We start from the raw sequence: 25,856 nt of genomic DNA, 5'->3' as shown, positions 1-25,856 counted from the left end.
AGGTGGCACGCGTCCGGCTCCGGACTGGTAGAACGACCCCGTGGCCGACGGGGGAGCGGGGGGCGTGGCGGATGCGGACGCGGCGGCGGACGACGGTCCGGCCGACCGGCTGGAGGACCGCGCCGAGGAGGCCGGCGAACGGGCCGAGCACCTGCAGCAGAAGCGGTGGTACCGGGTGCTGGTGGCGATCGGCCTGGTCAGTTTCGGGGTCGTCCACCTGCTGATCGCGGCGATCGCCGTCCAGGTCGCCTGGACCGGCGGGGGCGGCCAGGCCTCGAGCCAGGGCGCGCTCCGGGAGGTCGCCCGGACGCCGGTGGGGCTGCCGATCCTGCTGGTGATCGTGGTCGGGATGGTGCCACTGGCCCTGTGGCAGCTGACCCAGGCGCTGTCCGGCTACGACGAGCTCGAGGACGGCAAGCCGCTCGGGCGGCGGAACCGGCGGCGGCTGGCCTCGGCCGGGCGGGCGGTCGTCTACCTGGCGCTGGCGGTCAGCGCGGCCAAGGTCGCCGCCGGCGCCCGCGGCTCGTCCGACGAGGAACGCACCTGGACCGGTCGGCTGCTCGGGCTGCCGGCGGGTCAGGTGCTGGTGCTGGTGGTCGCGGCCGCGGTCGTCGCCGTCGGGGTGGCGCTGATCGTCAAGGGCGTCCGCCGCAAGTTCACCGACGACCTGAGCGGCGGCGTCCGACCGGCCCTCGTCCGGCTCGGGCAGGTCGGCCACGTCACCAAGGGCCTCGCGCTGGCGGCGGTCGGCGGGCTGTTCGCCTGGGCCGCGGTGACCCACGACGCCCGCAAGGCCGGCGGGATGGACCAGGCGCTGTCGGTCGTCCGGCGCTCACCGTTCGGCGACGTGCTGCTGACGGTGATCGCGGTCGGGATCGCCTGCTTCGGGCTCTACTGCTTCGTCTGGGCGCGGCACCCGCGCCGCGACTAGCGGGTGTAGCCGGGGCGGAACAGGTAGGAGATGTAGACGGTGGCGCCGGCGATGTAGAGCACGCCGAAGAAGATGTGCACCGCGGCCACCTTGAGCTCGCCCAGGGTGATCTGGAGCAGCACGCCGACCACCAGCAGCACGGCGGCCACCACCGACCAGCGCGGTCCGCCGGAGCGGACGTAGACCACGGCCACCACCAGCATCACCACGGCGACGACGGCCATCGCCATCCCGCCGATCTCGTGGACGTGCTTGAAGCCCTTGCCGCCGGTCAGGAAGGCCGCGGCCCAGCCGGCCTGGCCGATGGCGAAGGCCAGGAAGATCGTGGCCACCGTCTGCAGGGCGATCAGCTGCGGGCTGCGCCGCCGGGTCGTCGCGGGAGAAGCTGCGCTCACCCGACGAGTCTTGCACGGCGGGCTCCGGAGTTCGGCCGACGCGCAGCTCGCACGCCGACCGGCGCCCAAGCCGCCTGTCAGGATGGGTCGGTGAGCGACACGGACCTCGACACGGACCTGAGCGGGCGGCACGCGCTGGTGACCGGGGCGGCCAGCGGCATCGGGGCGGCGGTGGCCCGCGAGCTGGCCGGGCGTGGTGCTCGGCTGACCCTGGCCGACCGCGACGGCGACCGGCTGGCCGCGCTGGCCGCCGAGGTGGGGGCCACGCCGTGGGTGGTGGACCTGAGCGATCTCGACGCCCTCGGCACGCTCCGGCTCGACGTCGACGTGCTCGTCAACAACGCGGGCATCCAGCACGTCAGCCCGATCGAGGAGTTCGAGCCGGCACGGTTCCGGACCATCGTGGCGATCATGCTCGAGGCGCCGTTCCTGCTCATCCGGGCCGCGCTGCCGCACATGTACGCCCGCGGCTGGGGGCGGGTGGTGAACGTGTCCTCGGCCCACGGGCTGCGCGCCTCGGCCTACAAGGCGGCCTACGTCGCCGCCAAGCACGGCCTCGAGGGGCTGTCCAAGGTCACCGCGCTCGAGGGCGGCCCGCACGGCGTGACCTCCAACTGCGTCAACCCCGGCTACGTCCGGACCCCGCTGGTCGAGCGGCAGGTGGCCGACCAGGCCCGGACCCACGGCATCGGCGAGGACGAGGTGCTCGAGTCGATCATGCTCACCCACAGCGCGGTGAAGCGGCTGACCGAGCCCGAGGAGGTGGCCGGGCTGGTCGGCTACCTGGTGGGGGAGCGGGCCGCGATGATCACCGGCGCCAGCTACACCATCGACGGCGGCTGGACCGCCCAGTAGCCCCAGGCGCCCCGCTCCCGGGTGCTCAGCCGGCGGGGGAGAGCGCCTGGAAGAGCAGGTGGTCCTGCCAGCGGCCGTCGATCAGCAGGTACTGCGGGGCACGGCCGATCCGGACGAACCCGTTGCGGGCCAGCACCCGCTGCGAGGCGTGGTTGTGCGCCAGCGTGCCCGCCTCGACCCGGTGCAGCGCGAGCGGACCGAACGCGTGCGCCAGCGCCTCGCCGACCGCCGCGGTGGCGAGGCCGCGCCCGTTGGCCGCCTGCGCCACCCAGTAGCCGAGCCGGGCGGAGCGGAACACGCCGTGCTCGATCGCCACCAGGTTGAGCCGGCCGACCACCGAGCCGTCGTCGTCGAGCACCACGAACGGCACGCCGACGCCGGACGCGTACCGCTCGAGCGCCTGCCGGGCCACGGTGCGCTGGCCGTCCTCGGTGAACCAGCCGGCGGCCCGCCGCGGCTCCCAGGGCGCCAGGAAGTCGCGGTTGGCCACCAGCAGGCGGGTCAGCGCGGGCACGTCGTCGGGGTCGAGCAGCCGGAGGCGGGGCACCGCGCCAGCCTGCCCGACGCCGCGCGGCTCCCGCAGGTCGGAGGGGTTGGGCCGGCGCCCCGGGTCGGCTACGGTCGGCGGGTGGCTGAGCCGATCCTGACGGCCGAGCGCCGCGACCCGAGCCGTGCGCACGACGTGCTCCGGGTGCGCGGGGCCCGCGAGAACAACCTCAAGGACGTCGACCTCGAGCTGCCGAAGCGGCAGCTGACCGTGTTCACCGGGGTGTCCGGCTCCGGGAAGAGCTCGCTGGTCTTCGACACCATCGCCGCCGAGTCCCAGCGGCTGATCAACGAGACCTACAGCAGCTTCGTCCAGGGTTTCATGCCCACCCTGGCCCGGCCCGACGTCGACGTGCTCGAGGGCCTCACCACCGCGATCATCGTCGACCAACAGCGGATCGGCTCCGACCCGCGGTCCACGGTGGGCACGGCCACCGACGCCAACGCGATGCTGCGGATCCTGTTCAGCCGGCTGGGGGAGCCGCACATCGGGTCGGCCCGGGCGTTCTCGTTCAACGTGGCCTCGATCAGCGGGGCCGGCGCGGTCAGCGTCGAGAAGGGCGGCCGGACCGTCAGGGAACGGCGCAGCTTCAGCGTCCAGGGCGGGATGTGCCCGCGGTGCGAGGGCCGCGGCACGGTCAACGACATCGACCTGACCCAGCTCTACGACGCCTCCAAGTCGCTCGACGAGGGCGCGCTCCTCGTTCCGGGCTACAGCATGGAGGGCTGGTACGGCCGGATCTACCGTGGCTCGGGGTTCTTCGACCCGGCCAAGCCGATCCGGGACTTCACCGCGCGCGAGCTGGCCGACCTGCTGCACAAGGAGCCGACCAAGATCAAGGTCGACGGGATCAACCTCACCTACGAGGGGCTGATCCCCAAGATCACCAAGTCGATGCTCAGCCGGGACGTCGACACCCTGCAGCCGCACATCCGTGCGTTCGTCGAGCGGGCGGTCACCTTCACCACCTGCCCGGACTGCGCGGGCACCCGGCTCAACGCGGTGGCCCGGTCCTCGCGGATCGGCGGCACCAACATCGCCGAGGCCTGCGCGATGCAGATCTCCGACCTGGCCGGCTGGGTCCGGGGGATCGGCGACCCGTCCGTCGCCCCGCTGGTCACCGCGCTGGCCGACACCCTGGACTCGTTCGTCGAGATCGGCCTGGGCTACCTGAGCCTGGACCGGCCGACCGGCACGCTGTCCGGCGGTGAGGCGCAGCGGACGAAGATGATCAGGCACCTGGGCTCGCCGCTGACCGACATCAGCTACGTCTTCGACGAGCCCACCATCGGGCTGCACCCGCACGACATCGACCGGATGAACGACCTGCTGCTCCGGCTGCGGGACAAGGGCAACACCGTGCTGGTGGTCGAGCACAAGCCCGAGGTGATCGCGGTCGCCGACCACGTCGTCGACCTCGGCCCCGGGGCGGGCACCGCGGGCGGGGAGATCGTCTACCAGGGCAGCGTCGAGGGCCTCCGGGCCAGCGGCACGCTGACCGGGCGGCACCTCGAGGACCGGCACCGGATCAAGGACACGGTGCGCGAGCCGACCGGCGCGCTGCAGATCCGCGGCGCCGACCTGCACAACCTCCGCGACGTCGACGTCGACCTGCCGCTGGGCGTGCTGGTGGTGCTGACCGGGGTGGCCGGGTCGGGCAAGAGCTCGCTGGTGGCCGGCTCGGTGGCCGGTCGCGACGGGGTCGCGATGGTCGACCAGATGCCGATCCGCGGGTCGCGCCGGAGCAACCCCTGCACCTACACCGGGATGCTCGACCCGGTCCGCAAGGCCTTCGCCAAGGCCAACGGGGTCAAACCGGCGCTGTTCAGCGCGAACTCCGAGGGCGCCTGCCCGAACTGCAACGGCGCCGGTGTCGTCTACACCGACCTGGCCATGATGGCCGGCGTGGCCAGCCCGTGCGAGGTCTGCGAGGGCCGCCGGTTCTCCGCCGACGTGCTCGAGTACCGGCTGGGCGAGCGCCCCGACGGCGGCGGCAAGGACATCAGCGAGGTGCTGGCCATGCCCGTCACCGAGGCCGCGGCCTTCTTCGGCGCGGAGGGCTCGTCGGTGCCCGCGGCGCACCGGATCCTGCGCCGGCTGGTCGACGTCGGGCTCGGCTACCTGACCCTGGGGCAGCCGCTGACCACGCTGTCCGGTGGCGAGCGCCAGCGGCTCAAGCTGGCCGTCCAGCTCGGCGAGAAGGCCGACCTGCTGGTGCTCGACGAGCCCACCACCGGTCTGCACCTGGCCGACGTCGAGCAGCTGCTCGGGCTGCTCGACCGGCTGGTCGACGGCGGCCGGTCGGTGATCGTCATCGAGCACCACCAAGCGGTGATGGCACACGCCGACTGGATCGTCGACCTCGGCCCGGGCGCCGGTCACGACGGCGGCACCGTGGTGTTCACCGGCACGCCCGCCGAGCTCGTCGCACGGCGCTCGACGCTCACCGGCGAGCACCTCGCCCGCTACGTCGGTGCCTGAGGACGTGGAGCCGGGGGAAGGGGGCCGGGGGAGCCGCCGGCCGACACCGGGGCGGGTCGAGGACCCGTGCTGATCGAGGCCGGCGACCCGGTCACCGTCCCCGAACAGGACACGGCGGCAGTCCGGTTCGGGGCGGAACCGCTCCCGGGCGGCGGGGTCGGTCGCCGACTGCTCTGGCTGGAGGAGGACCCGGCCTTCGAGCTGTCGTTCTGGTGCGGCACCTGCGCGCTGTTGTTCCGTCGGCTGGAGGGAGCCAGGTCGACGGTGTCGTTGTCGGCGTTGGCCGACCGGCTGACGACCGGGCTGGACCGGATCGACCCGGAGGTGGTCGACCGGTTCACGGCGGTGCTGGCCGCTGACGTCTACCGGCCACTCCTGTTCGAGCTGTCGCCGGCGCTGGTGGCCCCGGGACGGCCGGGGGACTACTTCAGCGAGGAGCAGGTGGCCACCTGGGGACTGTCCCCGTTCTGGGGACTGCCCGAGTACCCGGCGACGCCGTACTACCGGGCCGGTCCGCCGACCCGCCTCTCGCCCACCGCTCGCCTGTTCGAATTCGTGGTGCCGATGGTGCCGCCGTTCTGGAACACCCGGGCCCGGGTCGACGAGCTCGTCGCACGGTTGACCGGACCGCCGGGTGGCTCGTCGGTGCCGACGGCGGTGGCCGTCTCGGTGCTCGACGTCTGCCAGCCGGCCACCGCGGGCAGCGCCGACTACGAGGCGCACTGGGGTCTGGTGCATTTCCTGCTCGACGGTCACCACAAGCTCGAGGCGGCCGTGACGTCGGGCCGGCCGGTCCGGCTGCTGTCGTTGCTGGCCACCGGGGCGAGCCTGGCGAGCCCCGCGGACCTGCAGCGTCTGGTCGACGTCCTGGGTGCTCGGAGCGGTGTCGGGGATCCGGCCGGGTAGACGCGGTCACTTCCCTGACACGCGCTCCCGTGGTTGTCCGATAAGCGACATTATGTCAGGTAGCGCGCGGAGAGGGTGCGGGCAACCCCTTCCCCGAGCCGCTCAGCCCTGCCGCGAGACCTTGTGCTGAGCGGCCTGCGCACGCGGGCGGACGGTCAGCCGGTCGATGTCGACGTGCCGCGGCAGCGAGGCGATCCAGCGGATCGTCTCGGCGACGTCCTCGGCGACCAGCGGCTCGGCGACACCCTCGTAAACCTTCGCCGCACGTTCGGCGTCGCCGTCGTACCGGGTCAGCGCGAACTCCTCGGTCCGGACCATCCCCGGCGCGACGTCGTGCACCCGGACCGGCTGGTCGACCAACTCGAGCCGCATCGCCCCGGCGACCATCCGCTCGGCCGCCTTGGCCCCGCAGTAACCGGCCCCGCCCTCGTAGGGTCCGTCGGCGGCGGTCGAGGTGACGAAGACGATCTGCCCGGTGTTGGCGATCAGCCTGGGCAACAGCGCCTGGGTGACCCGGGTGGCCCCGATGACGTTGGTCGCGTACATCCGCTCCCACTGCCCGAGGTCGGCCTCGGCCACCGGCTCCTGGCCGAACGCGCCGCCGGCGTTGTTGACCAGCAGGCTGACCTCCTGCGGCACGTCGTCCACGAAGGCCCGCACCGAGGTCGGGTCGGTGACGTCGAGCTCGGCGGCCACCCCGTCGATCTCGGAAGCCAGCTCCCGGATCCGGTCGACCCGGCGGGCCGCGCAGACCACGGTCCAGCCGTCCCCGGCCAGGGCCCGCGCGGTCGCCGCGCCGATCCCGCTGCTCGCTCCGGTCACCACGGCCGTCCTCGTCGCGCTCACGGCCCCATCCTCGCGGCTCCGCCGACCGGCACCTCGACCGGGTTCGGCTCCGCGGTGCCGCGCCGTAGGGCGCGACGCCGGAGCCGACGGCCCCGCCACCACGGCGCCAGCCGCTCGAGCGGCGCGAAGGCCAGCCAGCACACCACGGTGGGCAGGAAGTGGATGCCGAGCAGGGCGAAGGTGAAGGCGTGGAAACCGAGCCAGAACACCGCCGCGGCGAGCAGCGCTCTCCCCCGCAGCCACAAGATCACCGGCGAGCAGGTCTCGGCGATGATCGACAACCACTGCATGCCGCGCAGCAGCTCGGGGTGCGGCAGCAGCCACAGCCCCAGCTGGTGCGGCCGGCGGACGATCGCCCAGGTCAGGATCGCGCTCTCCGGCCAGGTGCGGTAGCTCCAGTCGCCGTTCCTGATCTTGTTCAGCGCGGACAGCACGTAGGTGCTGACCACCGCGATCTGGATGCACCGCAGCACCCAGCCCGCGGCCACCGAGGTGGTGCTGCTCCGCCACCGCCCGGCCGCCGGTCCGACGGTGGGCAGCAGCCAGACCGCGACCACCAGTGCCAGATGATCATGGTCGACCTTGCCGTAGCTGAAGCCGATGGTCAGCCACCAGGTGAACGCGGCGGCCAGCGTCCAGCCGGCCAGCCGCGGCAGCCGGTTGGCGATCCCCAGCAGGGCGCTGACCCAGATCACCGCGTACAGGGCCCAGGCCAGGGCCGGGCTCGGCGCCGGCAGGTGCAGCCAGCCGGCCACGGTGAGCGGCCGGTAGAGGTCGGGGTGCAGGCTGAGCGACGGCGGGTCGGTGACCATCAGGTGGACGTCGAGCAGCACGAAGATCGCGATCACGCTGCGCAGCACCGCGATCCGGGCCTCGGGCAGCTCGGGCGCGAACCAGCGGGTCACCGCGCCCATCAGCGGTCGACCTTCCAGCTGGCCAGCGTGACCGTGCGGACCGGCTGCCAGGTCCGGTCGGACAGCCGGTGCCACTCCTGGCACAGCCAGAGCTCGGTCAGCGGTGGCTCGGTCGGGTGCCGGCGGGCCCAGCCCTGCTGGACGGCGCGGAGCAGCTCGGGCCGGGCCTCGATCTGCGGGATCTGCGCCTCGACATCGGCCCGCCGGATGCCCGACGACCACGGGTTGAGCTCGAGGTCAATCCGGCGCCCGTCGGCCAGCCGGCCCTCGACCCGGGTGATCGCCACCTCGGAGTCGGGGGCCGGGGCGAACGCGTACTGCGACATCGGACCGAACGGCCACGCCGCGTCGGTCATCCGGAGGGTGCCGTTGACCAGCAGCACCACCACGACCACCGAGACCGCGACCCGCCAGGCCACGCCCGAGCGGCGGATCGGACGGGTGGTCACCGACTCATGCTCGGCGGGCGTGCCGGGGCTGTCAACGACCGCGGCCAGCACGGCGTCGCCGGCTCAGGGGAAGGCGACCAGCGAGTGCCGGAGCGCCAGCACCAGCCGCTGGGCGGCGGACGGGCGCCGCTCCCCCAGCAGCGTCCGGCTGGCGAAGAACGCGCGGGCGTCCTGGGCGAACTCGCTCCGGTCGGTGCTCAGGTCGCGGAAGCCCATCGACCAGTCGGCGAACTGGCGGCGGCTGACCGGGCCGGCGGCGACCACCGCGACCTCGCGATGCCGGGGATCCTGGGCGATCACCTCGTAGAGTGCCTCGACGGTCGGCTGGTCGCCCTCGAGCACCTGCATGATGTGCCCGCCCTCGTAGAGCAGCGCCCCGGTCACCCCGAGTTCCTCGTTGTGGGCCCGGCAGACCCGGAGCAGGTCGGCCAGCTGGGCGGGCGTCAGGGGCGTCGTCGCCCGGCTGACGTACGTGAGGTCGTACGGCACCCGGCCAGTATCGACGCCGATCCAAAGCCGGACGATGCGATCCCGCCACGACACGACCCCTGATCGCGCGCGGAGCGGCCCGATCCGCTAGGAACGGGGCATGACCGACGCCAACCCGGCTGCCTCACAGCCGCTGCGCAGCAGCCAGTGGTACGGCCCGGACGACCGCAACGGCTACATCCACCGGGCCTGGATGCGCCGCGGGGTGCCCGGGGACGCCTTCGGGCGGCCGCAGATCGCCATCGCCGACACGGCCTCGGACCTGACCCCGTGCAACGCCCACCTCACTGAGGTGTCGCGGTCGGTGGCCGACGGGGTGATCGCGGCGGGCGGGGTGCCGCTGCACCTGCCGGTGATGAGCCTCGGGGAGACCAACGTCCGGCCGACCGCCATGCTCTGGCGCAACCTGGCCGCGATGTCGATCGAGGAGATGCTGCGGGCCAACCCGATCGACGGCGTGGTGCTGCTCGGCGGCTGCGACAAGACGATCCCGGCGCTGCTGATGGCCGCCGCCTCGGTCGACCTGCCGGCGGTGGTGGTCCCGGGCGGGCCGATGCTCACCGGCACCTTCCGCGGCCGCCCGCTGGGGTGCGGGACCGACGTCTGGCGGCTCAGCGAGGAGGTGCGGGCCGGCACCCTGACCGCGGCCGAGTTCACCCGGTCGGAGTCGGCGATGATCCGCAGCCGCGGACACTGCAACACCATGGGCACCGCCTCGACCATGGGGCTGCTCGCCGAGGCGCTGGGGATGGTGCTGCCCGGGCTGGCCGGGACGCCGGCCCCGGACAGCCGGCTGCTCGTGGGCGCCCACGCCACCGGCCGGCTGGCCGTCGAGCTGGTGGCCGCCGACCGTCGGCCGAGCGGCGTGCTGACCCGGGCCTCGTTCGCCAACGCGATCGTCGCCCTGGCCGCGCTCGGCGGGTCGACCAACGCCGTCGTCCACCTGCTGGCCGTCGCCGGCCGGCTCGGCGTCGACCTCCGGCTCGAGGACTTCGACGCCCTCGGGTCGCGGGTGCCCTGCCTGGTCGACCTGCAACCGGCCGGCCGGTTCCTGATGGAGGACCTGCACCGGGCCGGTGGGCTGGCCGCCGTCCTCACCGAGATTTGCGACCTGCTCGACCCGGCGGCCCTGACCGTGACCGGCCGCACCCTGGTCGACGAGCTCGACGCCGCCCGGGCCGCGATCTTCGACCCCGAGGTGATCAGGCCGCGCACCGACCCGCTGGTGGCCGAGGGCGGGATCGCCGTGCTGCACGGCAACCTGTGCCCGACGGGCGCGGTGATCAAGCCCGCCGCCGCCTCGCCGTCCCTGCTCCAGCACCGCGGCCGCGCGGTGGTCTTCGACAGCATCGAGGACGCCCACGCCCGGATCGACGACCCCGACCTCGAGGTCGACGCCGACTCGGTGCTGGTGCTCCGCGGCTGCGGCCCGCGCGGCTACCCGGGGATGCCCGAGGTCGCGAACCTGCCGCTCCCGCGGAAGCTGCTGGCCACCGGCGTCCGGGACATGGTGCGGGTCTGCGACGGCCGGATGAGCGGTACCGCCTACGGGACGGTGGTGCTGCACGTCACCCCGGAGGCGGCGGCCGGCGGCCCGCTGGCCCTGGTGCGGACCGGAGACCCGGTCGTCCTCGACGTACCCGGTCGGCGGCTGGACGTGGACCTACCGGCCACCGAGCTCGCGGCCCGGTCGCCGGCGGCGGCGAGCGTCGCGGCGTACGCCCGGCCGACCCGCGGCTGGGAACAGCTCTACGTCGAGCACGTCCAGCAGGCCGACCGCGGTGCCGACCTGGACTTCCTGGTCGGGTCGAGCGGGTCGGCGGTGGTCCGCGAGTCGCACTGATCACGCCGTGGCGATCACCCGCCGCGGTCAGCCGTGGTGATCATCAGCACCGGTCGCCGGCGATGGTGATCTTGCTCGGGTCGCCCGGGCGGGACGCCGCTCGGCCGCCGATGATCTTCCCCCGCGCCCGGTCGCGCCCTACTCTGAGCCCGTGTCGACCCACCCCTCGCTGGACGCGCGGTCGTCCGGGCTGCCGCTGCGCGGCACCGGGGTGGGCCTCCGACCGGTGCTCGACCTCGACGGTGACCGGACCGTCGCGCTGCACGTCGAGGACGGCGCGGGCGGGCCGGTCACGCCGGACCGGCTGCGCCGGCTGACCACCGTGCTGGCCGCCGCCGGGCTCGACGCCCTGCCGCTGGTGGTCCGCTGCGCGCTCGGTGATGTGCCCCGGCTGCCCCGCCCGGTCGACGACCGCCCGCGGATCGCCCTCGTCGGTGCGGACGGCCTGCTCGACCACCCGTCGGCCACCACCCGCCGGGTGGAGGCCGCCCGGAGCCGCGGCTGGGAGCTCGGGCTCTCCGGCGTGGCGGCCGACCCGGCGAGCGTGGCCGCCGTGTCGATCTTCGAACCGGCACTGGTGCTGCTGGCCGACGGCGTCGACGTCGACGGGGTGGACGCGCTCGCCGTCGAGACCGTCCGGGCGACCTCGCGGCTCAGCCAGACCAACCAGGGAGCGGTGCTGGTCGACTGCCCGCCCGACCGGCACACCGACGCCTCGGCGCTCGGCGCCTCGCTGGTGCTCGGCGCCCCCTGGGAACGGGTGACCGAGCACACGGTCCCGGCCGGGCTGACCTTCGAACTGTTCCTGGCCCCGCCGCGGCCGAGCCCCGGGACCGGCATCCACGAGCTCGCCGCGCAGCGCTACACGCCGCGGCGCAGCCGCAAGCCGTTCCTCACCGCGCTGAGCCGGCACCTCGAGGCCGAGGCCGAGCACAGCGGACCCTCGACGGTCGTGCTCGCCGCCTTCCAGCGCACCCGGCACATCACCGGTCCGACGGTCGAGCGCTACCGCCGGCTGACCGGGACGGCGGCGCTGGTGGTGATGGCGGCCCGCGGCCTGGAGGGTGCGCCGCTGCCGGGCGTCCGGTCGGTCGACCTGCCGGCCCGCGACCCGCTCACCCGGGAGTGGGTGCTGGTGGTGCTCGGGCCCAGCCACGCCAGCCTGCTCTCGGCCCGCGAACGGCCGGACCAGGACCCCGCGCTGCCGGAGGCCGACCGTGAGTTCGACTTCGTGCTCAGCTCGGACCGCGACCTGGCCGGCCACGCCGCGCGGAGCCTGCTCACCCGGCTCTGAGGACAGCAGGTCCGCACGGCGCTCCGCCGGTCAGGAGGCGGCGCGCCGCTCGTAGGCGGCCTGGCGCTGCTGCGCCGCCCGGATCCGGTCGAGGTCGAGCTTGAGGCTGCGGTCGAACCGGTAGATCCCGTTCTCCTCCTGGAAGACGTCGGTCAGCTGGGTGTAGCAGTAGCCGAACATCCGCGGGTCGTCGAGCAGGGCGTCCACCAGCCCGGCGAACCGGCGGTAGAACTCCTCCTCGTCGGCCACCCGCTGCCCGTAGCCCCACGAGTCGCGGTGGTCGGTGCCCTCCTTGGCCAGCGCGTCCGGGTTCCACCAGATGCCCCCGAACTCGCTGACGAAGTAGGGCTGACCGACGTACGGCAGCGAGAACTCCCCGCGGTCGCTCCGGTTGGCGAAGGGCCGCCCCTCGGCCAGACCGGCCTGGTTCGCCGCGAACCGGGCCGGGTCCTGCTCGTAGTCGTGGCTGTCCCAGACGTCGGTCTCGAGCACCCGGTGCGCGTAGCCGGACGCGTCGAGCACCGGCCGGGTCGGGTCGGAGGCTTTGGTCGCCCAGAACATCGCCCGGGTGACGTCGTCGAGCTGGGTGTAGTGGTCGTCGATCACCTGGTGGGTCTCGTTGAGCGGGCACCAGCCGACGATCGCCGGGTGGTTGCGGTCGCGCCGGACCGCTTCGATCCACTGGTTGACGAACGCGGCGGTCGGGTGCTGGTTGCGGGTCGGGTCGCCGCCGACGTTGGCGCCCCAGTCGCCGAACTCGCCCCAGACCAGGTAGCCGAGCCGGTCGGCGTGGTAGAGGAAGCGCTCCTCGAACACCTTCTGGTGCAACCGGGCGCCGTTGAAGCCGGCGGCCAGCGACCGCTCGATGTCGGCGCGCAGCTCGTCGTCGCTCGGCGCGGTCATGATCCCGGTCGGCCAGTAGCCCTGGTCGAGCACCAGCCGCTGGAAGACCCGCTCGCCGTTGATCGTCACCGCCTGCCCGTCGACGGCCACCGAGCGCAGCGCGGTGTAGCTGGCCACCTCGTCGACCACCGCGCCGTCGGCGTCGTGCAGCCGCAGCGTGAGGTCGTACAGGTGCGGGTCACCCGGGGCCCACAGCCGGCGACGGTCCTCGGGAACGGCCAGGGTGACCGTCGGCGTCCGGTCGAGGTCGACCCGGACGGCGCCGGTGACGATCTCCCCCTGCGCGTCGGCGAGGGTCGCCGAGGCCGTCCAGCCGGAGCGGTTGCCGGTCACCGGCAGCTCGACGACGATCTCCCCCGCGGCGACGTTCGGCCGGACGGCCCCGGCCAGCAGCCGGGTCTGCGGCACCGCCTCGAGCCAGACGGTCTGCCAGATGCCCGTGGTGCGGGTGTAGTCGCAGTCGTGGTTGGCGTACTCGCGCGACTGCTTGCCCCGGGCCTGGATCCCGTGCCGGCTGTCCCGGGCGCGGACGACCACCACCGCGCGGTGGTCGCCGTCGAGCTGGTCGGTGATGTCCGCCTCGAAGCCGGTGAACCCGCCGCGGTGCCGCACGACCTCGACGTCGTTGACCCAGACGGTCGCGTCGTGGTCCACGGCGGCGAAGTGCAGCAGCACCCGTCGGCCCGCCCAGTCGGCCGGGACCTCGATGGTCCGGCGGTACCAGACGGCCTCGTGGAAGTCGACGTCGGCGACCCCGGACAGCTCGCTCTCGGGGCAGAACGGCACGGTGATCTCGCCGGCCAGCTCGCGGGTCCGGAGACCGCGTTCGAGCCCGCTGTCGCCGCGGTCGGTCTCGAACTGCCAGGTGCCGTTGAGGTTGAGCCAGTCGGTGCGGACGAACTGCGGGCGCGGGTGCTCGGGTCGCGGCTGCGTGGACGGGGCCATGCCGGGTGTCTCCTCGGTGAGTGGGTCGTGTGCGGGCGGGACGCGGGGCAGCGCCGACGGGTGCATGTCCGGGGGAGGACGCTACCGAAGCGGCGCGCAGCGGTGCACCGGGGCGGACCGACCGGCGTTCATGCTCACACGGCCCGCTCCCCGCTGCTCCCCCGCCCCCTCACACTCCCCTCGTCCCGACGGGCTGCGGCCGGCCCGCCCGCCGTCCTAGGCTGCGGCATGGCCTACGACCGCGCGCTGGCCGGCCGGCTCCGGGCGCTGCTCGACGACCGCGGCGACCTCACCGAGAAGGCGATGTTCGGCGGGCTGGCGTTCCTGCTCGACGGCCGGATGGCGGTGGCCGCCGGGTCGGACGGCGGGCTGATGGTCCGCTGTGCCGCCGCGGACACCGACGCGCTCGCCGCCCGCCCGCACGCCGCGCCGATGATCATGCGCGGCCGCCCGATGCGCGGCTGGCTGCGGGTCGCGCCCGCCGGGGTCGCGACCGAGGCCGCCCTGGCCGCCTGGGTCGCGGAGGGCGTCCGCGCGGCCGACGCCCTCGCCGACCGGCCGGACTGAGCCCGGCCCGGGACGGCCTCCGGTGGGCGCCCACCGTGATCGAGCCGACGGTGATAGAGATGGATCGTTCGGCTATCCGATCCGTCGTCGCCCCGGAGGTGCACCGTGCCGCAGACCGTGCTCGAGAACACCCCGGCCGCCCGGCTCGACCGGTTGCCGGTGCTCGGTTGGCACCGGGGGTTGACCGTGCTGGTGGGGCTGGGGTCGTTCTTCGACCTCTACGAGGTCTTCCTCGGCGGGGTGCTGGCCGCCGTGCTGGCCGAGCGCTGGCACCTCGACGCGACCGGCAAGGCGCTGGTGATCGGCTCGGCGTTCGCCGGCATGTTCGTCGGCGCCAACCTGATGTCGGCGCTGGCCGACCGGATCGGCCGCCGCCGGGTCTTCATGATCAACCTGGCCGGCTACTCGCTGCTGTCGGTGGTCGCGGCGTTCTCGCCGAACCTCGGCTTCTTCGTCGTGGTGCGGTTCCTCTGCGGGATCGGCATCGGCTCCGAGCTGGTGCTGGTCGACACCTACCTGGCCGAGTTCCTGCCGCGCGCCGTCCGCGGCCGCTACATCTCCTGGGCCTACGTGGTCGGCTTCCTCGGCGTCCCGGTGGCGGCGTTGTTCGGCGCCCGGGCGGTGGCCAAGCAGCAGATCCTCGGCCTCGAGGGCTGGCGGTGGCTGCTGATCGCGGGCGGGCTCGGGGCGCTGGTGGTGCTGCTGGTGCGTCGTCGGTTGCCGGAGTCTCCCCGCTGGCTGCTCACCCACGGCCGCGCCGCCGAGGCGGAGACGGTGGTCGCCGGGCTCGAGCGACGGGCGGGCGTGACCACGCCGGCCGCGCCGCCGCCGGCGGTCGCCGCCGCGACCGAGCCCGAGCGCCGGGTGCCGGTGCGGTCCCTGTTCGGACCGGACCACCGGCGCCGCACGGTCATGCTGATGATCCTCAACATCCTGCAGACCGTCGGCTACTACGGCTTCGGGACCCTGGCGCCGCTGGTGCTGACCGCCAAGGGCTACACCGTGACCAGCTCGCTCGGCTACTCCGCGCTGGCCTTCTGCGGCTACCCGCTGGGCGCGCTGCTGGCGGTGCCGATCATGGAACGCTTCGAGCGCAAGCGCTTGATCATCGGCGCGGTGATCGCCATCGCGGCCTTCGGGCTGGTGTTCGGGTTCGCGGGGAACGTGGTGCTGATCGTGCTGGCCGGGTTCCTGCTGACCGTGTCCAGCAATGTGTTCTCGAACGCGTACCACACCTATCAGGCCGAGATCTTCCCGACCGCGGTCCGCTCCACCGGGGTCGGCATGTGCTACTCGCTGTCCCGGGCTGTGTCGGCCCTGCTGCCCTTCCTGGCCGTTCCCGCGCTCGAGCGGTTCGGACCGGTCGCGGTGTTCAGCGGGTCAGCGGTGATCATGGTGCTGCTCTGCCTCGACGTCGGGCTGCTCGGCCCGCGCACCACCGGGCGGAGCCTCGAGGCCGTCTCCGGCGACGACTGAGCGCGCCGACGACCGAGCCGCTGACGACCGAGCCCCGGGCCGGTGGGCTCGCTACCCTGCGCGGATGAGCTGGCTGCACGCCGTTCTCGACCTGCCGCGCGACGATCCGCGCAGCGCGGCCGCCGTCTCCTTCTGGGAGCGGGTGGTCGGGTGGCCACTCGGGCCGCCCGCGCCGCACCGTCCCGAGCTCGCCGACTTCGTCCCGCCGGACGGACAGCCCTCGCTGCACCGGCAGCTGGTCGACGGGCCCGCCGGCGTCCACCTCGACCTCGAGGTCGACGACGTCGACGCCCAGACGGGCCGGCTGGCCGCGCTGGGCGCGGGCGCGGTGAGCCGCACCGACGACCGGCGCGCCCTGCTCTCCCCCGGCGGCCTCCCGTTCTGCCTGGTGCCCGTCGTCCCGGGTGCCGTGGTCCCCGGTCCGACCACGGTGGGCGACCCGGTGGGCCACCGGGTACGGCTGGTCCAGGTGTGCATCGACCTGCCGGAGGACCGGGTGGAGGCCGAGCTCGGCTTCTGGCGTGCGGCGCTCGGCGGCCTCGGCGACCGCGGGCGGTGGGGCCGCTCGGACAGCCCGGAGTTCCTGGTGAAGTGGCACGACGCGCGCGGTCCGGACGAGACCGGGTCGCCGCTCCAGCTGCTGTTCCGGCGGCTCGGCGAAGCCACCGGACCGGTCCGCGCCCATCTCGACCTCGGCGCCGACGACCTCGACGCCGAGGCGGCCCGGCTGCGGCGGCTCGGGGCTCTCCCCCTCCACGACGGCGACGGCTTCCGTGCGTTCACCGACCCGGCCGGGCTGGCCTTCTGCGCCACCGCCAACCCGCCCGACGTCATCGCGCCGCGCCCGATCGGTCCGCCGGCCGACGGCTGGGACCGAGCGCGACCGGCGGGGACGCGGCTGTGGCCGGCGGCCCGGTCAGCCGACGTGGACGTGCGGCCGGCGGGACCGGTCCGGCTCCGCCCGGCGCAGCACCTCGCGCATGGTCGGGGCGACCTCACCGGCCCCGAAGAGCAGGAACCGGAGCAGGTTGGTGACGGGGTTGCCCTCGGTCCACTCGAAGTAGATGTGCGGCCGGCGGCCGGTGCGGTCGCGGATCAGCAGCATCAGGGCGGCCAGCGCGTTCGGCACCGCGGCGTGCTCCATGGTCAGCACCCGGTACTTGCCGTGCAGCACCTGCCCGTGGACCTTGAGGTTGGTGGCGAAGTCGGAGGCGTCGCGGATGGTCACCTCGACGAAGATGATGTCCTGCTCGTCCTGCAGGTCGTTGTCGCGGACGGCCTGCCGGATCTTCTCCCGGTACTCGGCGGCGTCGCGCGGCCCCGGCTCGTTGGCCAGCAGCCGGATGGTCCGGCGGGCGCACTCGCGGACGAACCGCTCGGCCATCTCGTCCAGCTCGACCGAGCTGACCCGGAGCTCGAAGGCGCGCTGCAGCCGCGAGACGAACGACACCAACAGGATGGCGGCGATGAAGATCGCCCCGATCTTGACGCCGTCCGGGCGCTCGATGATGTTGTCGATGGTGGTGTAGACGAAGATCACCGACACCACGCCGAAGGCGATCATCCGCTTCTTCTGACCGGCCCGGCGGCAGACCAGGGTGACCGCGACCGCGGCCGAGGTGATGAGCACCAGCACCCCGGTGGCGTAGGCACCGCCCTGGGCGTCCACGTCGGCGTTGAAGATCCAGGTGATCAGGAACGCCGCACCGGTCAGCACCAGCACCAGCGGACGGACCGCCCGCGTCCAGTCCGGCGCCATGCCGTAGCGGGGCAGGTAGCGCGGGATCAGGTTGAGCATGCCGGCCATCGCCGAGGCGCCGGCGAACCAGAGGATCGCGATGGTGGAGACGTCGTACACCGAGCCGAAGACCGGGCCGAGGTAGAGGTGGGCGAGGTAGGCCAGGGCCCGGCCGTTGGCCGGACCGCCGGACTGGAAGTCGGCGGCGGGGATGAGCAGCGTAGTGACGAAGCTGCTGGTCACCAGGAAGCAGCTCATGGTGATCGCGGCCGCGGTGAGCAACCGCTTGGCACCGCGGATCCGACCGACCGGGTCGGTGGTCCGGCCTTCCTCGTCGACCCGGTCGTCCTCGTGCGGGTCGCCCTGGATGTGCGGCATCACCGCGACACCGGTCTCGAAACCGGACAGGCCGAGGGCCAGCTTGGGGAAGACGATCAGCGCGATGGCCACCACCATCAACGGGTTGCCGTGCTGGGTGGTGAGCGCGTTCAGCCAGTCGACGGTGTGCAGCGGGGTGCGGAACGCCTCGAACAGGCCGACCGCGATGACCACCACGTTGAGCCCGAGGTAGGCGCCGACCAGCACCACCGCGATCCCGATCGCCTCGGTGAAGCCCTTGAGGAAGACCGCGCCGAGGATGGCCAGCAGGACCAGCGTGATGATCACGTTGTGGCCGTAGGTGACCGGCCGGAGCAGCGGGTTCTCCACCAGGTGGGCGGAGGCGTCGGCCGCCGACAGCGTCATGGTGATCAGGAAGTCGGTGGCGGCGAAGCCGAGCAGCACCAGCACAAAGAGCTTGCTCCACCAGAACGAGAGGACCCGCTCGAGGATGGCGATCGAGCCCTCGCCGTGCGGGCTCTCCTCCGCGACCCGTCGGTAGACCGGCAGCGCGCCGAGCAGGGTCAGCGCGACCAGCACCAGGGTGGCGATCGGCGAGATCGCCCCGGCGGCGAGCGCGGCGATACCCGGCTGGTAGCCGAGGGTGGAGAAGTAGTCGACCCCGGTGAGGCACATGACCTTCCACCAGGCGTGCTTGCGCTCGCGCTGCTCCGGCGCGGCGTGCGGGCCCGGGTGACCGGTGCCGGTCTCGCGCAGGCCGTGCAGGAGCCACTGGCCGAGGGGGCCGCGGGCGGACGACCGGTCGCGGGTCAGGGTCTGGGAGGACACGGTCACCGGACGCTACTCCCCCGGGCGTCCAGGACGGCCGATCCACGCCCGGAGCCGACCATCCCGTCGGACGCGACCGAACCGGCCGACCCGCGACGCCCGATCCGGTCGTGCACGAGCGCGGCACCGGCCTGCTCGGCCAGCGCGACCGCGACCCGGCGCTCGTCGAGCCCGGGCTTGCGCACGTGGGTGGCCGCGGTGATCAGGAAGCAGCCCTCGGCTCCGGCCGGGAGCACGATCTCATCGTCGGTCGGCAGGCCGTCACGGCTCACGTCGAGGGCCTGCCCGGAGCTCCGGACCACGCCGTCGGAACCGAGCACCGGGCGGTCGGCCGGGACCTCGGCGCTGTAGCGGCAGCGGTCGGCGCCGAGCACCTCGGCGATCCGCGCCGCCACCCGCTCGGCCATCACCGGTGCCGGGGTGTCGTCGGCGAGCGCGGCGGCGGTGTCGAGCACACCGACCAGGTAGCCGTACTGGCGGCTCCCGCGGTCCTGCTGTCGGCGTCCCCAGAGCGCCAGCTCGGTGACCACGACGCCGATGACCAGCAGCAGCACCGTGGTCTCGACGTCGGACCGGTCGACGATGGCGAGGTCGAGGAAGGGACGGGTCAGGAAGAAGTCGTAGCCGACCGCTGCCGCCAGGGCGGCGACCAGCCCCGGGCCGCGGAGCCCGGTGGAGGCGGCGGCGAGCACCAGCAGCACCAGCACCAGCGCTGCGTCGGTGCGGGTGAGCGCGGTCGGGAAACGGCTCACCACCAGGCAGACGGCCAGCGGCAGCACGACCGCCGCCAGCAGGAGGGCAGCGCGATGCCGCCGGAGGACCCCGTTCACGCCCCCATCGCACGCCTCCCGGCCCGCCGGGGCAACCGTCTTGACGCGTTCTTGACGGCCCCGTGCGCGGCGCTCTCTTCGGCCCTCCTCAGGACAGCGCTTGCCCCGGCGAATAGCTACGAGGTGCGAAAAAAGCAGCGATGGGTCAGGATGACCGGCATGCGCGGTTTCCCCCCGGCCCGCCGCCGCTTCGCGGCCGCCTCCACCTTGCCCCTCGTGCTCACCCTCGGTCTCGGCTCCGCCGTGGTCGCCACCGACACCGCCGACGCCGCGGCGTCGGGCTGCCAGGCCATGACGAGCCCGATCTACTACCGGGTGAACCCGAAGGGCAGCGGTCTGCTGACGCCGTGGTCGACGGAGGCGTCGCGTGCCTCGCGCTACGGCTTCAGCGACTCGCTGGGTGCCCCGATCCTCGCCTCGACCCGCCCGGCCGCCGGCCTGACGGCGGTGCACCGGATGTACCGTCGCGCGAACGGCGACTTCGCGTTCGCCGTCGGCGACACCGACCGTTCCCGCCTCAAGCAGGCCGGCTACGTGGACAGCGGCAACGTCTTCTACGCGCTCACCTCGCCCAGCAGCGGCTGCACCCAGCGGGTCGAGCGGTTCGCCAAGGGCGGCTACCACCAGGTCACCGCGGGCAGCCGTACCGCCGGGTCGTTGTCGGCCGCGCACTGGACCAGCGACAAGGTCGCGTTCTACGCACCGACCTCGAACCCGGCTCCGACGGTGCCCCCGCCCACCGGTTCGGCGGGCGGCTGGACCACCCCGCCGCTCACCGGCACGGGCGCGTCCAACACCGACGGGGTCTTCACCATCGCCGTGCTGCCCGACACCCAGCAGGAGGTGTTCGGCAACAGCACCCGGTTCGCCGACCGGAACCGCTGGATCGTCGCGAACCGGAAGAAGTACGACATCCGCTACGTCACCCAGGTCGGCGACCTGGTCAACTGGGACACCCCGAACCACGACCAGTACGCCAACGCGAGCAGCGCGATGAGCGTGCTGGAGAAGGCCGGCGTCCCGTGGTCCCCCACCATCGGCAACCACGACAGCGAGGCGACCTGTCAGGGCGGGTCGGCCTGCCCCGGCCAGAAGACCTGGGTCACCATGCGCGACACCCACACCTTCAACCGCTACTTCCCGGTGAAGCGGTTCCGGGCGATGAAGGGCGAGTTCGAGGCGGGCAAGGTCGACAACAGCTGGTCGAGCTTCAGCGCCGAGGGCCGCACCTTCATGGTGATGAACCTCGAGCTGTGGCCGCGCCCGGCCGTGGTGGCCTGGGCCAACAAGGTGGTCAAGGCGCACCCGCACGACAACGTGATCGTGGTGACGCACTCCTATCTGACCGGCAACGGGGGCATCTTCACCAAGTCGGAGTACGGCTCGACGTCGCCCGAGTACCTGTGGAAGAACTTCGTGTCCAAGAACCCCAACGTGAAGCTCGTGCTGTCGGGCCACGTCGGCAGTGCCGCCTCGCGGATCGACCCCCGGGGCAAGAACCCGGTGGTCAGCTATCTGCAGTGCTTCCACGACATCCGCCGCAACCCCACCCGGCTGATCACGGTCAACGTCAAGGCCGGGACGCTGCGCGGGCAGGTGTACTACCCCAGCACCAAGCAGTGGCTGCCGTCGGCGGACAAGACCTACAGGGGCCTGGTCTGGGTCAAGTGACTCAGCCCTCGGTCCGCAGCCGGTGCCGCCAGCACCGGGTGCGGTAGGGGATCTCGACGATGCCGCTCTCGCGGGCGGCCGGGTGGGTCCGGGCCAGCCGGTCGACCCGGTCGAGCAGGCGCGTTCGCGCGTCCTCGTCGAGGTCGATGACGTAGCTGCGCGACGCCACCAGGTCGACCAGCAGCCCGGCGGTCAGCCGGTGGGTCCAGGTCGCCTCGAAGAACTCGCCGGGCGCGAAGGGTGACCCGGCGACGGTCGACGGGTCGGTGTGGCTGAAGCCGGTGTCGTCCCCACCGCCCAGCACGGTGGCCAGCTCGGCGGCGAAGTCGGTGCTGGTCTCGCGGAGGTTCCAGACCAGGGCGAGCACGCCGTCCGGCCGCAGCACTCGGGCCATCTCGGCCACGGCGGGTGCGGGGTCGACCCAGTGCCAGGACTGCGCGGCGACGACCAGATCGACGGCGGCGTCCGGCAGACCGGTCGCCTCCGCCCGGCCGACGACGGCCTCCGCCTCGGGCACCGCCGCGCGCAGCTGGTCGAGCATCTCCGGCGACGGGTCGACGGCGCGGACGGCGAGCCCGCGGTCGACCAGCGCACGGGTCAGCTTCCCGGTGCCGGCGCCCAGGTCGCAGATCGTGCGCGCGTCCGCGACCAGCCAGTCGACCGCCGCGTCGGGATAGCCGGGTCGGCTGCGGGCGTACCGGTCGGCCGCACGGCCGAAGGTGGCCGCGTGCCGCTCCCGCCGGTCGTCCGGCCACGACGCCGGCCCCGGTGCAGGTCCCGAGGCCGGTCCCGGCCCGTCCGTTCCGCTCATGACCGCGCACGCTACCGGCCGCATCCGCGGTCGCCGGGGTCACCTAATCTCCACCCGTGCCCGAAACCGACAACCGTCCCGACCCGGCCCGCTGGCGAGCGCTGGCCGTCTGCCTGGTCGCGGGCGGGATGACGCTGCTCGACGTCAGCATCGTCAACGTCGCGCTGCCCACGCTGCGGACCGGGCTCAAGGCCAACGACAGCGACATCCAGTGGATCGTCGCCGGCTACGCGCTGGCCTTCGGGATGGCCCTGGTCCCCTCGGGCCGGCTCGGTGACGCGCGCAGCCGCCGGGGCGTCTTCATCGCCGGCGTCGCGCTGTTCACCCTGGCGAGCGCGGCCTCCGGAGCCGCACCCGCCCCGATCTACCTCTCCATCGCCCGGGTGCTCCAGGGCATCGGCGGGGGGATGATCTCGCCCCAGGTCTCGGGCTTCATCCAGAACCTCTTTCGCGGCCCCGAACGCGGCCGCGCCTTCGGGCTGTTCGGCGCGACCATCGGCGTCTCGACGGCGATCGGCCCGCTGCTCGGCGGTCTGCTGGTCAACCTGGGCGGGCCAGACTTCGGCTGGCGGCTGGTCTTCTACGTCAACGTCCCGGTCGGCATCGTGCTGGTGCTGCTCGCGCTGCGCTATCTGCCGAGCGGCTCGGCCGGTCGCAAGCAGTCGCTCGACCCCTTCGGCATCCTGCTGTTCGCCGCCTCGATCCTGCTGGTGCTCTATCCACTGGTCGAGGGCGGACAGGGTGCTCCGCTGTCCGACCGCCCGTGGTGGCTGCTGATCCCCGCGGTCGCGCTGCTGCTCGGCTTCTGGCTGTGGGAGCGCTTCTGGCAGCGCCGCGGCAACGCGACCCTGATCGACCTGTCGCTGCTCAAGGTGTCGTCCTACATGAGTGGCCTCACGCTGGGCACCTTCTACTTCGCCGGCTTCACCTCGATCTTCCTGGTCATCACCCTCTACCTCCAGCAGGGGTTGAAATACTCCGCGCTCGAGGCCGGAGCCACCCAGATGTCGTTCGCGGTCGGCTCGGCGATCTCGGCCTGGCTCGGCGGTCGGCTGGTGCAGCGGATGGGCCGCCTGCTGGTGGTGCTGGGGCTGGTCGGGGTGAGCGTCGGGTTGATCGCGGTCGACCTGCTGGTCCCCCACCTGAACGGCCTGGTCGGGCTCAAGCTGGCCCCGGCCTTCTTCGTCGCCGGCTTCGGCGGCGGTCTGGTCGTCTCGCCCAACGTCACCCTGACCCTGGCCGAGGTCAACCCGGCGCAGGCCGGCTCGGGCGGCGGGATGCTGCAGACCGCCCAGCGGGTGGGCTCGGCGATCGGCGTGGCCATCGTGCTGGCCCAGTTCTTCGCCCAGTTGGCGGGCAACCGCGGGAACTTCGCCGACGCGCTGTCGATCTCGCTCCGCACCACCGTGGCCTTCGTGCTGGTGGCCCTGGTGCTCGCGCTGGTCGACCTGTTCCGCCGCCGGACGCCGAAGGCCCGGGCCGAGCACGTGGCCGACGAGGTGGTCCGGGTGCCCGACGCCGCCCCGCGGCACGCCGCGAGCTGACCCTCGGGGTCGGCCGCGGGTGGGCCGGTCCTACTCGAACGGCGTGGCGTCGCCGGCGCCGAGCCGGGTCACCACCGGTTCGCCACCGGACAGGTCGACCACCGTGGTCGGGTCCGGACCGCAGTCTCCGGAGTCGAGCACCAGGTCGACCTGGTGGTCGAGCGCGTCCTTGATCTCCCAGCCCTGGGTCATCGGCTCCTCCTGGCCCGGGAGCAGCAGGGTGCTGGAGAGGATCGGCTCACCCAGCTCGGCGAGCAGGGCCTGGGTGACCACGTGGTCGGGGATCCGCACCCCGACGGTCTTCTTCCGCGGGTTCTGCAAGCGCCGCGGTACCTCCCGGGTGGCCGGCAGGATGAAGGTGTAGCGCCCCGGCGTGTTCGCCTTGATCAGCCGGAACACCGCGTTGTCGATCTGCACCAGCTGGCCCAGCTGGGCGAACTCGGCGCAGACCAGGGTGAAGTGGTGCTTGTCGTCGAGCCGGCGGATGGCCCGGATCCGGTCGAGGCCGTCGCGGTTGCCGATCCGGCAGCCCAGCGCATAGCAGGAGTCGGTCGGGTAGACGATCAGTGCGTCGTCCCGGAGCGCCTGGACCGCCTGGCCGATCAGCCGCGGCTGCGGGTTGTCGGGGTGGACGTCGAGGTACCGCGCCATGCCCGGATGCTAGTCCGGGACGTCAGCGGCGGGCCTGCGGCCGCCCGGTCCGTGGCCCGCGCGCCAGCACCGCGGCCACCGCCTCGGCGAAGGTGTCGGCGGTGACGTCCGGCTCCGGACCCGGGCCGGTCCACCGGCGGCCCATCCGGATCCAGGCGGTGCGCAACCCGGCATTGCGCCCGCCGGCGATGTCGGCCTCCGGGTTGTCGCCGATCATCCAGCCACCGGCCAGCCCGTCGCGGGCTCGGTTGGCGGCCGCCGCGAACATCCGCAGGTCCGGCTTGGCCGCCCCGATCTCCTCGGAGATGCAGACCGCGTCGAGCACCGGATAGATCGCGCAGGCGTCGAGCTTGGCCAGCTGCACCCGCTCGCGGCCGTTGGTCACCACCCCGATCTTCCAGCCGGCCGCCCGGGCCGCGTGGAGCGCCGCCACGGTGGCCGGTTCGAGCCGGTAGCGGGCGGCGAAGTCGGTGCGCCAGCGGTCCAGCTGCTCGACCGGGTCGAGGTCGAGACCGCAACGCTCGGCGACGTCGGCGAAGAAGGCGATCCGGTCCCGACGACCACCGGCGTCGTGCTCGCGGAGCCAGTCGACCGTGGCCGGAGCGAGCCGGTGCCGGTCGGCGAAGTCCGCGACCCACTGCTCGAAGACGACGGCGCGCTGCACCAGCGTGTCGTCGAGGTCGACCAGCAGCAAGGGCATCGCGCCATCATGACAGCCGGCGCTCAGCCGTCTCCGGCGCCGGCGTCGAGCAGCCGCCGCGGGCCGGTCGAGCCGCCGCCGTCGACCGGCAGCGTGACCCCGGTGATCCAGGACGCGTCGTTCGAGGCCAGGAAGGCGATCGCGGCGGCCACCTCGGCCGGCTCCCCCACCCGACCGAGCGGGTAGGCCCGGGCCAGCCGCTTGAGGTCGTCGGGGCGGCCGTCCCAGACCCGGGTGCGGACGGTGCCCGGCGCGACGACGTTGATCCGGATCCCGCGCGGCCCCCATCGGACCGCCAGGTTCGCGGCGAGGTTGACCAGCCCGGCCTTGGCCACGGCGTAGGGCTCCTCACCCCAGGCGGCCAGACCGTTGACCGAGCCGACCAGCACCGCCGTCGCGCCCCGGCCGGCTGCCGCCGCAGCGGTCAGAGCCGGCTCGGCGGCCCGGAGCACCCGGGTCGCGCCGAGCAGGTTGAGCTCGAACATGGCCCGCCAGACGTCGTCGTCCGTCGCCGCGAGGTCCGCGGTGCCCGCCGAGGCCCCGGCGACGCAGACCACGTGGTCGAGCCCGCCGAACCGCTCGACGGTGCGGGCGACGGCGGTCTCCACCTGGCTGCGGTCGGTGACGTCGCACCCGAGGGCCAGCAACCGTGCGCCGCGGGCCCGGTCCGGACCGTCCGCCGGGTCGGCGCCGGCGGCCAGAGCGACGACGGTCTGCTCCGCCTGGTCCGCGTCCCGGTCGGCGACCGCCACCCGGGCACCCTCGTCGAGCAGTCGCGCGACGGCGGCGCGGCCGATGCCGTGCGCTCCGCCGGTCACCAGCGCCGTGCGGTCCTCGAACCGGCCGTTCGTGGCCATCGCGCTCCCCTTCCGGTTGCGCCGCACCCTAGCCCGGCGTGCACCC

23 protein-coding genes and 1 pseudogene are annotated in these 25,856 nt (G+C 73.5%); 11 read left to right on the top strand and 13 right to left on the bottom strand.

The features are described 5' to 3' along the window. Positions 1 to 40 precede the first annotated feature (40 nt). Positions 41 to 931 carry a DUF1206 domain-containing protein gene (locus FHX74_RS12955; protein WP_182560606.1) on the top strand — a complete coding sequence of 297 codons (891 nt, stop codon included), beginning with the start codon at positions 41 to 43 and terminating at the stop codon, positions 929 to 931. Here the strand turns inward: FHX74_RS12955 and FHX74_RS12950 are convergent. Then, complete coding sequence (locus FHX74_RS12950; RefSeq protein ID WP_182560605.1) at positions 928 to 1,326, bottom strand: hypothetical protein; 399 nt, start codon at positions 1,324 to 1,326, stop codon at positions 928 to 930. The two genes, FHX74_RS12955 and FHX74_RS12950, sit on opposite strands and share 4 nt — an antisense overlap. A 90-nt stretch (positions 1,327 to 1,416) precedes the next feature. Here FHX74_RS12950 and FHX74_RS12945 point away from each other — a divergent pair, with 90 nt between their 5' ends. Continuing rightward, positions 1,417 to 2,181: a 3-hydroxybutyrate dehydrogenase gene (locus FHX74_RS12945; protein WP_182560604.1), complete on the top strand. Its 765-nt coding sequence runs from the start codon at positions 1,417 to 1,419 to the stop codon at positions 2,179 to 2,181. A gap of 25 nt (positions 2,182 to 2,206) precedes the next feature. On the opposite strand, the gene FHX74_RS12940 is transcribed toward FHX74_RS12945, so the two are convergent. After that, positions 2,207 to 2,728, bottom strand: a complete 522-nt coding sequence (locus FHX74_RS12940; protein ID WP_182560603.1) for a GNAT family N-acetyltransferase — start codon at positions 2,726 to 2,728, stop codon at positions 2,207 to 2,209. 81 nt (positions 2,729 to 2,809) lie between these two features. On the opposite strand from FHX74_RS12940, the gene FHX74_RS12935 reads away from it, so the two are divergent. Further along, entirely contained in the window at positions 2,810 to 5,209 is a 2,400-nt protein-coding gene (locus FHX74_RS12935; RefSeq protein WP_182560602.1) for an ATP-binding cassette domain-containing protein, read from the top strand. Positions 5,210 to 5,275: 66 nt separating this feature from the next. Then, positions 5,276 to 6,115 (top strand): hypothetical protein, encoded by an 840-nt coding sequence (locus tag FHX74_RS12930; RefSeq protein ID WP_182560601.1) that lies wholly within the window; start codon positions 5,276 to 5,278, stop codon positions 6,113 to 6,115. A gap of 102 nt (positions 6,116 to 6,217) precedes the next feature. Here the strand turns inward: FHX74_RS12930 and FHX74_RS12925 are convergent, their stop codons facing one another. The 4 genes from FHX74_RS12925 to FHX74_RS12910 form a co-directional block, all read right to left on the bottom strand. Continuing rightward, positions 6,218 to 6,961: an SDR family NAD(P)-dependent oxidoreductase gene (locus tag FHX74_RS12925; protein ID WP_182560600.1), complete on the bottom strand. Its 744-nt coding sequence runs from the start codon at positions 6,959 to 6,961 to the stop codon at positions 6,218 to 6,220. Then, complete coding sequence (locus FHX74_RS20370; RefSeq protein ID WP_182560599.1) at positions 6,958 to 7,875, bottom strand: hypothetical protein; 918 nt, start codon at positions 7,873 to 7,875, stop codon at positions 6,958 to 6,960. Before FHX74_RS20370 ends, FHX74_RS12925 begins: the two co-directional genes overlap by 4 nt. Further along, the gene (locus FHX74_RS12915; protein WP_182560598.1) at positions 7,875 to 8,324 is read right to left on the bottom strand and encodes a hypothetical protein; all 450 of its coding nucleotides are present in this window, start codon (positions 8,322 to 8,324) and stop codon (positions 7,875 to 7,877) included. The genes FHX74_RS20370 and FHX74_RS12915 overlap by 1 nt, the downstream gene beginning before the upstream one ends. A 63-nt stretch (positions 8,325 to 8,387) precedes the next feature. Further along, entirely contained in the window at positions 8,388 to 8,813 is a 426-nt protein-coding gene (locus FHX74_RS12910) for a BLUF domain-containing protein (protein WP_182560597.1), read from the bottom strand. 100 nt (positions 8,814 to 8,913) lie between these two features. On the opposite strand from FHX74_RS12910, the gene FHX74_RS12905 reads away from it, so the two are divergent. Both FHX74_RS12905 and FHX74_RS21135 read left to right on the top strand, forming a co-directional pair. Beyond that, positions 8,914 to 10,656 (top strand): dihydroxy-acid dehydratase, encoded by a 1,743-nt coding sequence (locus tag FHX74_RS12905; RefSeq protein ID WP_182560596.1) that lies wholly within the window; start codon positions 8,914 to 8,916, stop codon positions 10,654 to 10,656. 151 nt (positions 10,657 to 10,807) lie between these two features. Then, positions 10,808 to 11,950, top strand: a complete 1,143-nt coding sequence (locus FHX74_RS21135; RefSeq protein WP_182560595.1) for a DICT sensory domain-containing protein — start codon at positions 10,808 to 10,810, stop codon at positions 11,948 to 11,950. A gap of 30 nt (positions 11,951 to 11,980) precedes the next feature. On the opposite strand, the gene FHX74_RS12895 is transcribed toward FHX74_RS21135, so the two are convergent. Beyond that, on the bottom strand, positions 11,981 to 13,798 hold the full coding sequence (locus FHX74_RS12895) for a glycoside hydrolase family 2 protein (protein ID WP_182560594.1): 1,818 nt from the start codon (positions 13,796 to 13,798) through the stop codon (positions 11,981 to 11,983). A 228-nt stretch (positions 13,799 to 14,026) separates the two neighbouring features. Between FHX74_RS12895 and FHX74_RS12890 the strand changes: the two genes are divergently transcribed. The 3 genes and pseudogenes from FHX74_RS12890 to FHX74_RS21310 form a co-directional block, all read left to right on the top strand. Further along, entirely contained in the window at positions 14,027 to 14,365 is a 339-nt protein-coding gene (locus tag FHX74_RS12890; protein ID WP_182560593.1) for a TfoX/Sxy family protein, read from the top strand. A gap of 105 nt (positions 14,366 to 14,470) precedes the next feature. Next, positions 14,471 to 15,841: an MFS transporter gene (locus FHX74_RS12885; RefSeq protein ID WP_182560592.1), complete on the top strand. Its 1,371-nt coding sequence runs from the start codon at positions 14,471 to 14,473 to the stop codon at positions 15,839 to 15,841. 64 nt (positions 15,842 to 15,905) lie between these two features. Beyond that, positions 15,906 to 16,640, top strand: a pseudogene (locus FHX74_RS21310) (VOC family protein); the annotation flags it as partial. Between the two features lie 117 nt (positions 16,641 to 16,757). Here the strand turns inward: FHX74_RS21310 and FHX74_RS12875 are convergent. Continuing rightward, the gene (locus FHX74_RS12875; protein WP_328823805.1) at positions 16,758 to 18,752 is read right to left on the bottom strand and encodes an APC family permease; all 1,995 of its coding nucleotides are present in this window, start codon (positions 18,750 to 18,752) and stop codon (positions 16,758 to 16,760) included. After that, complete coding sequence (locus tag FHX74_RS12870; protein ID WP_182560591.1) at positions 18,749 to 19,576, bottom strand: DUF4118 domain-containing protein; 828 nt, start codon at positions 19,574 to 19,576, stop codon at positions 18,749 to 18,751. The genes FHX74_RS12875 and FHX74_RS12870 overlap by 4 nt, the downstream gene beginning before the upstream one ends. 159 nt (positions 19,577 to 19,735) lie before the next feature. On the opposite strand from FHX74_RS12870, the gene FHX74_RS12865 reads away from it, so the two are divergent. Continuing rightward, the gene (locus FHX74_RS12865; protein WP_182560590.1) at positions 19,736 to 21,247 is read left to right on the top strand and encodes a metallophosphoesterase; all 1,512 of its coding nucleotides are present in this window, start codon (positions 19,736 to 19,738) and stop codon (positions 21,245 to 21,247) included. Position 21,248: 1 nt separating this feature from the next. Here FHX74_RS12865 and FHX74_RS12860 read toward each other — a convergent pair whose 3' ends face one another. Next, positions 21,249 to 22,058, bottom strand: a complete 810-nt coding sequence (locus FHX74_RS12860; protein WP_182560589.1) for a class I SAM-dependent methyltransferase — start codon at positions 22,056 to 22,058, stop codon at positions 21,249 to 21,251. Positions 22,059 to 22,114: 56 nt separating this feature from the next. On the opposite strand from FHX74_RS12860, the gene FHX74_RS12855 reads away from it, so the two are divergent. After that, a complete protein-coding gene (locus tag FHX74_RS12855; RefSeq protein ID WP_220483908.1) occupies positions 22,115 to 23,602 on the top strand; it encodes an MFS transporter in 1,488 nt (495 codons plus the stop codon). Between the two features lie 30 nt (positions 23,603 to 23,632). Here FHX74_RS12855 and FHX74_RS12850 read toward each other — a convergent pair whose 3' ends face one another. Genes FHX74_RS12850 through FHX74_RS12840 form a run of 3 tightly spaced genes read right to left on the bottom strand, consistent with a single transcriptional unit; the run spans position 23,633 to position 25,810 of the window. Next, on the bottom strand, positions 23,633 to 24,253 hold the full coding sequence (locus tag FHX74_RS12850) for an L-threonylcarbamoyladenylate synthase (protein ID WP_182560588.1): 621 nt from the start codon (positions 24,251 to 24,253) through the stop codon (positions 23,633 to 23,635). A 22-nt stretch (positions 24,254 to 24,275) separates the two neighbouring features. Next, positions 24,276 to 24,953 carry an HAD family hydrolase gene (locus FHX74_RS12845; RefSeq protein ID WP_182560587.1) on the bottom strand — a complete coding sequence of 226 codons (678 nt, stop codon included), beginning with the start codon at positions 24,951 to 24,953 and terminating at the stop codon, positions 24,276 to 24,278. Positions 24,954 to 24,976: 23 nt separating this feature from the next. Then, positions 24,977 to 25,810 (bottom strand): SDR family NAD(P)-dependent oxidoreductase, encoded by an 834-nt coding sequence (locus FHX74_RS12840; protein WP_182560586.1) that lies wholly within the window; start codon positions 25,808 to 25,810, stop codon positions 24,977 to 24,979. Positions 25,811 to 25,856: the final 46 nt, after the last annotated feature.

It is taken from the genome of Microlunatus kandeliicorticis (assembly GCF_014137855.1).
Taxonomy (GTDB): Bacteria; Actinomycetota; Actinomycetes; order Propionibacteriales; family Propionibacteriaceae; genus Microlunatus; species Microlunatus kandeliicorticis.
The sequence above is the reverse complement of the archived record's forward strand: the minus strand, read 5'-3'. Positions and strand labels throughout refer to the sequence as shown.

Excerpts from the sequence above, each read along its gene's own strand:
- FHX74_RS12890 (WP_182560593.1), top strand. The coding sequence starts at position 14,027 with ATGGCCTACGACCGCGCGCTGGCCGGCCGGCTCCGGGCGCTGCTCGAC.
- FHX74_RS12840 (WP_182560586.1), bottom strand. The coding sequence starts at position 25,810 with ATGGCCACGAACGGCCGGTTCGAGGACCGCACGGCGCTGGTGACCGGC.
- FHX74_RS12845 (WP_182560587.1), bottom strand. The coding sequence starts at position 24,953 with ATGCCCTTGCTGCTGGTCGACCTCGACGACACGCTGGTGCAGCGCGCC.
- FHX74_RS20370 (WP_182560599.1), bottom strand. The coding sequence starts at position 7,875 with ATGGGCGCGGTGACCCGCTGGTTCGCGCCCGAGCTGCCCGAGGCCCGG.
- FHX74_RS12860 (WP_182560589.1), bottom strand. The coding sequence starts at position 22,058 with ATGAGCGGAACGGACGGGCCGGGACCGGCCTCGGGACCTGCACCGGGG.
- FHX74_RS12850 (WP_182560588.1), bottom strand. The coding sequence starts at position 24,253 with ATGGCGCGGTACCTCGACGTCCACCCCGACAACCCGCAGCCGCGGCTG.
- FHX74_RS12905 (WP_182560596.1), top strand. The coding sequence starts at position 8,914 with ATGACCGACGCCAACCCGGCTGCCTCACAGCCGCTGCGCAGCAGCCAG.
- FHX74_RS12895 (WP_182560594.1), bottom strand. The coding sequence starts at position 13,798 with ATGGCCCCGTCCACGCAGCCGCGACCCGAGCACCCGCGCCCGCAGTTC.
- FHX74_RS12865 (WP_182560590.1), top strand. The coding sequence starts at position 19,736 with ATGCGCGGTTTCCCCCCGGCCCGCCGCCGCTTCGCGGCCGCCTCCACC.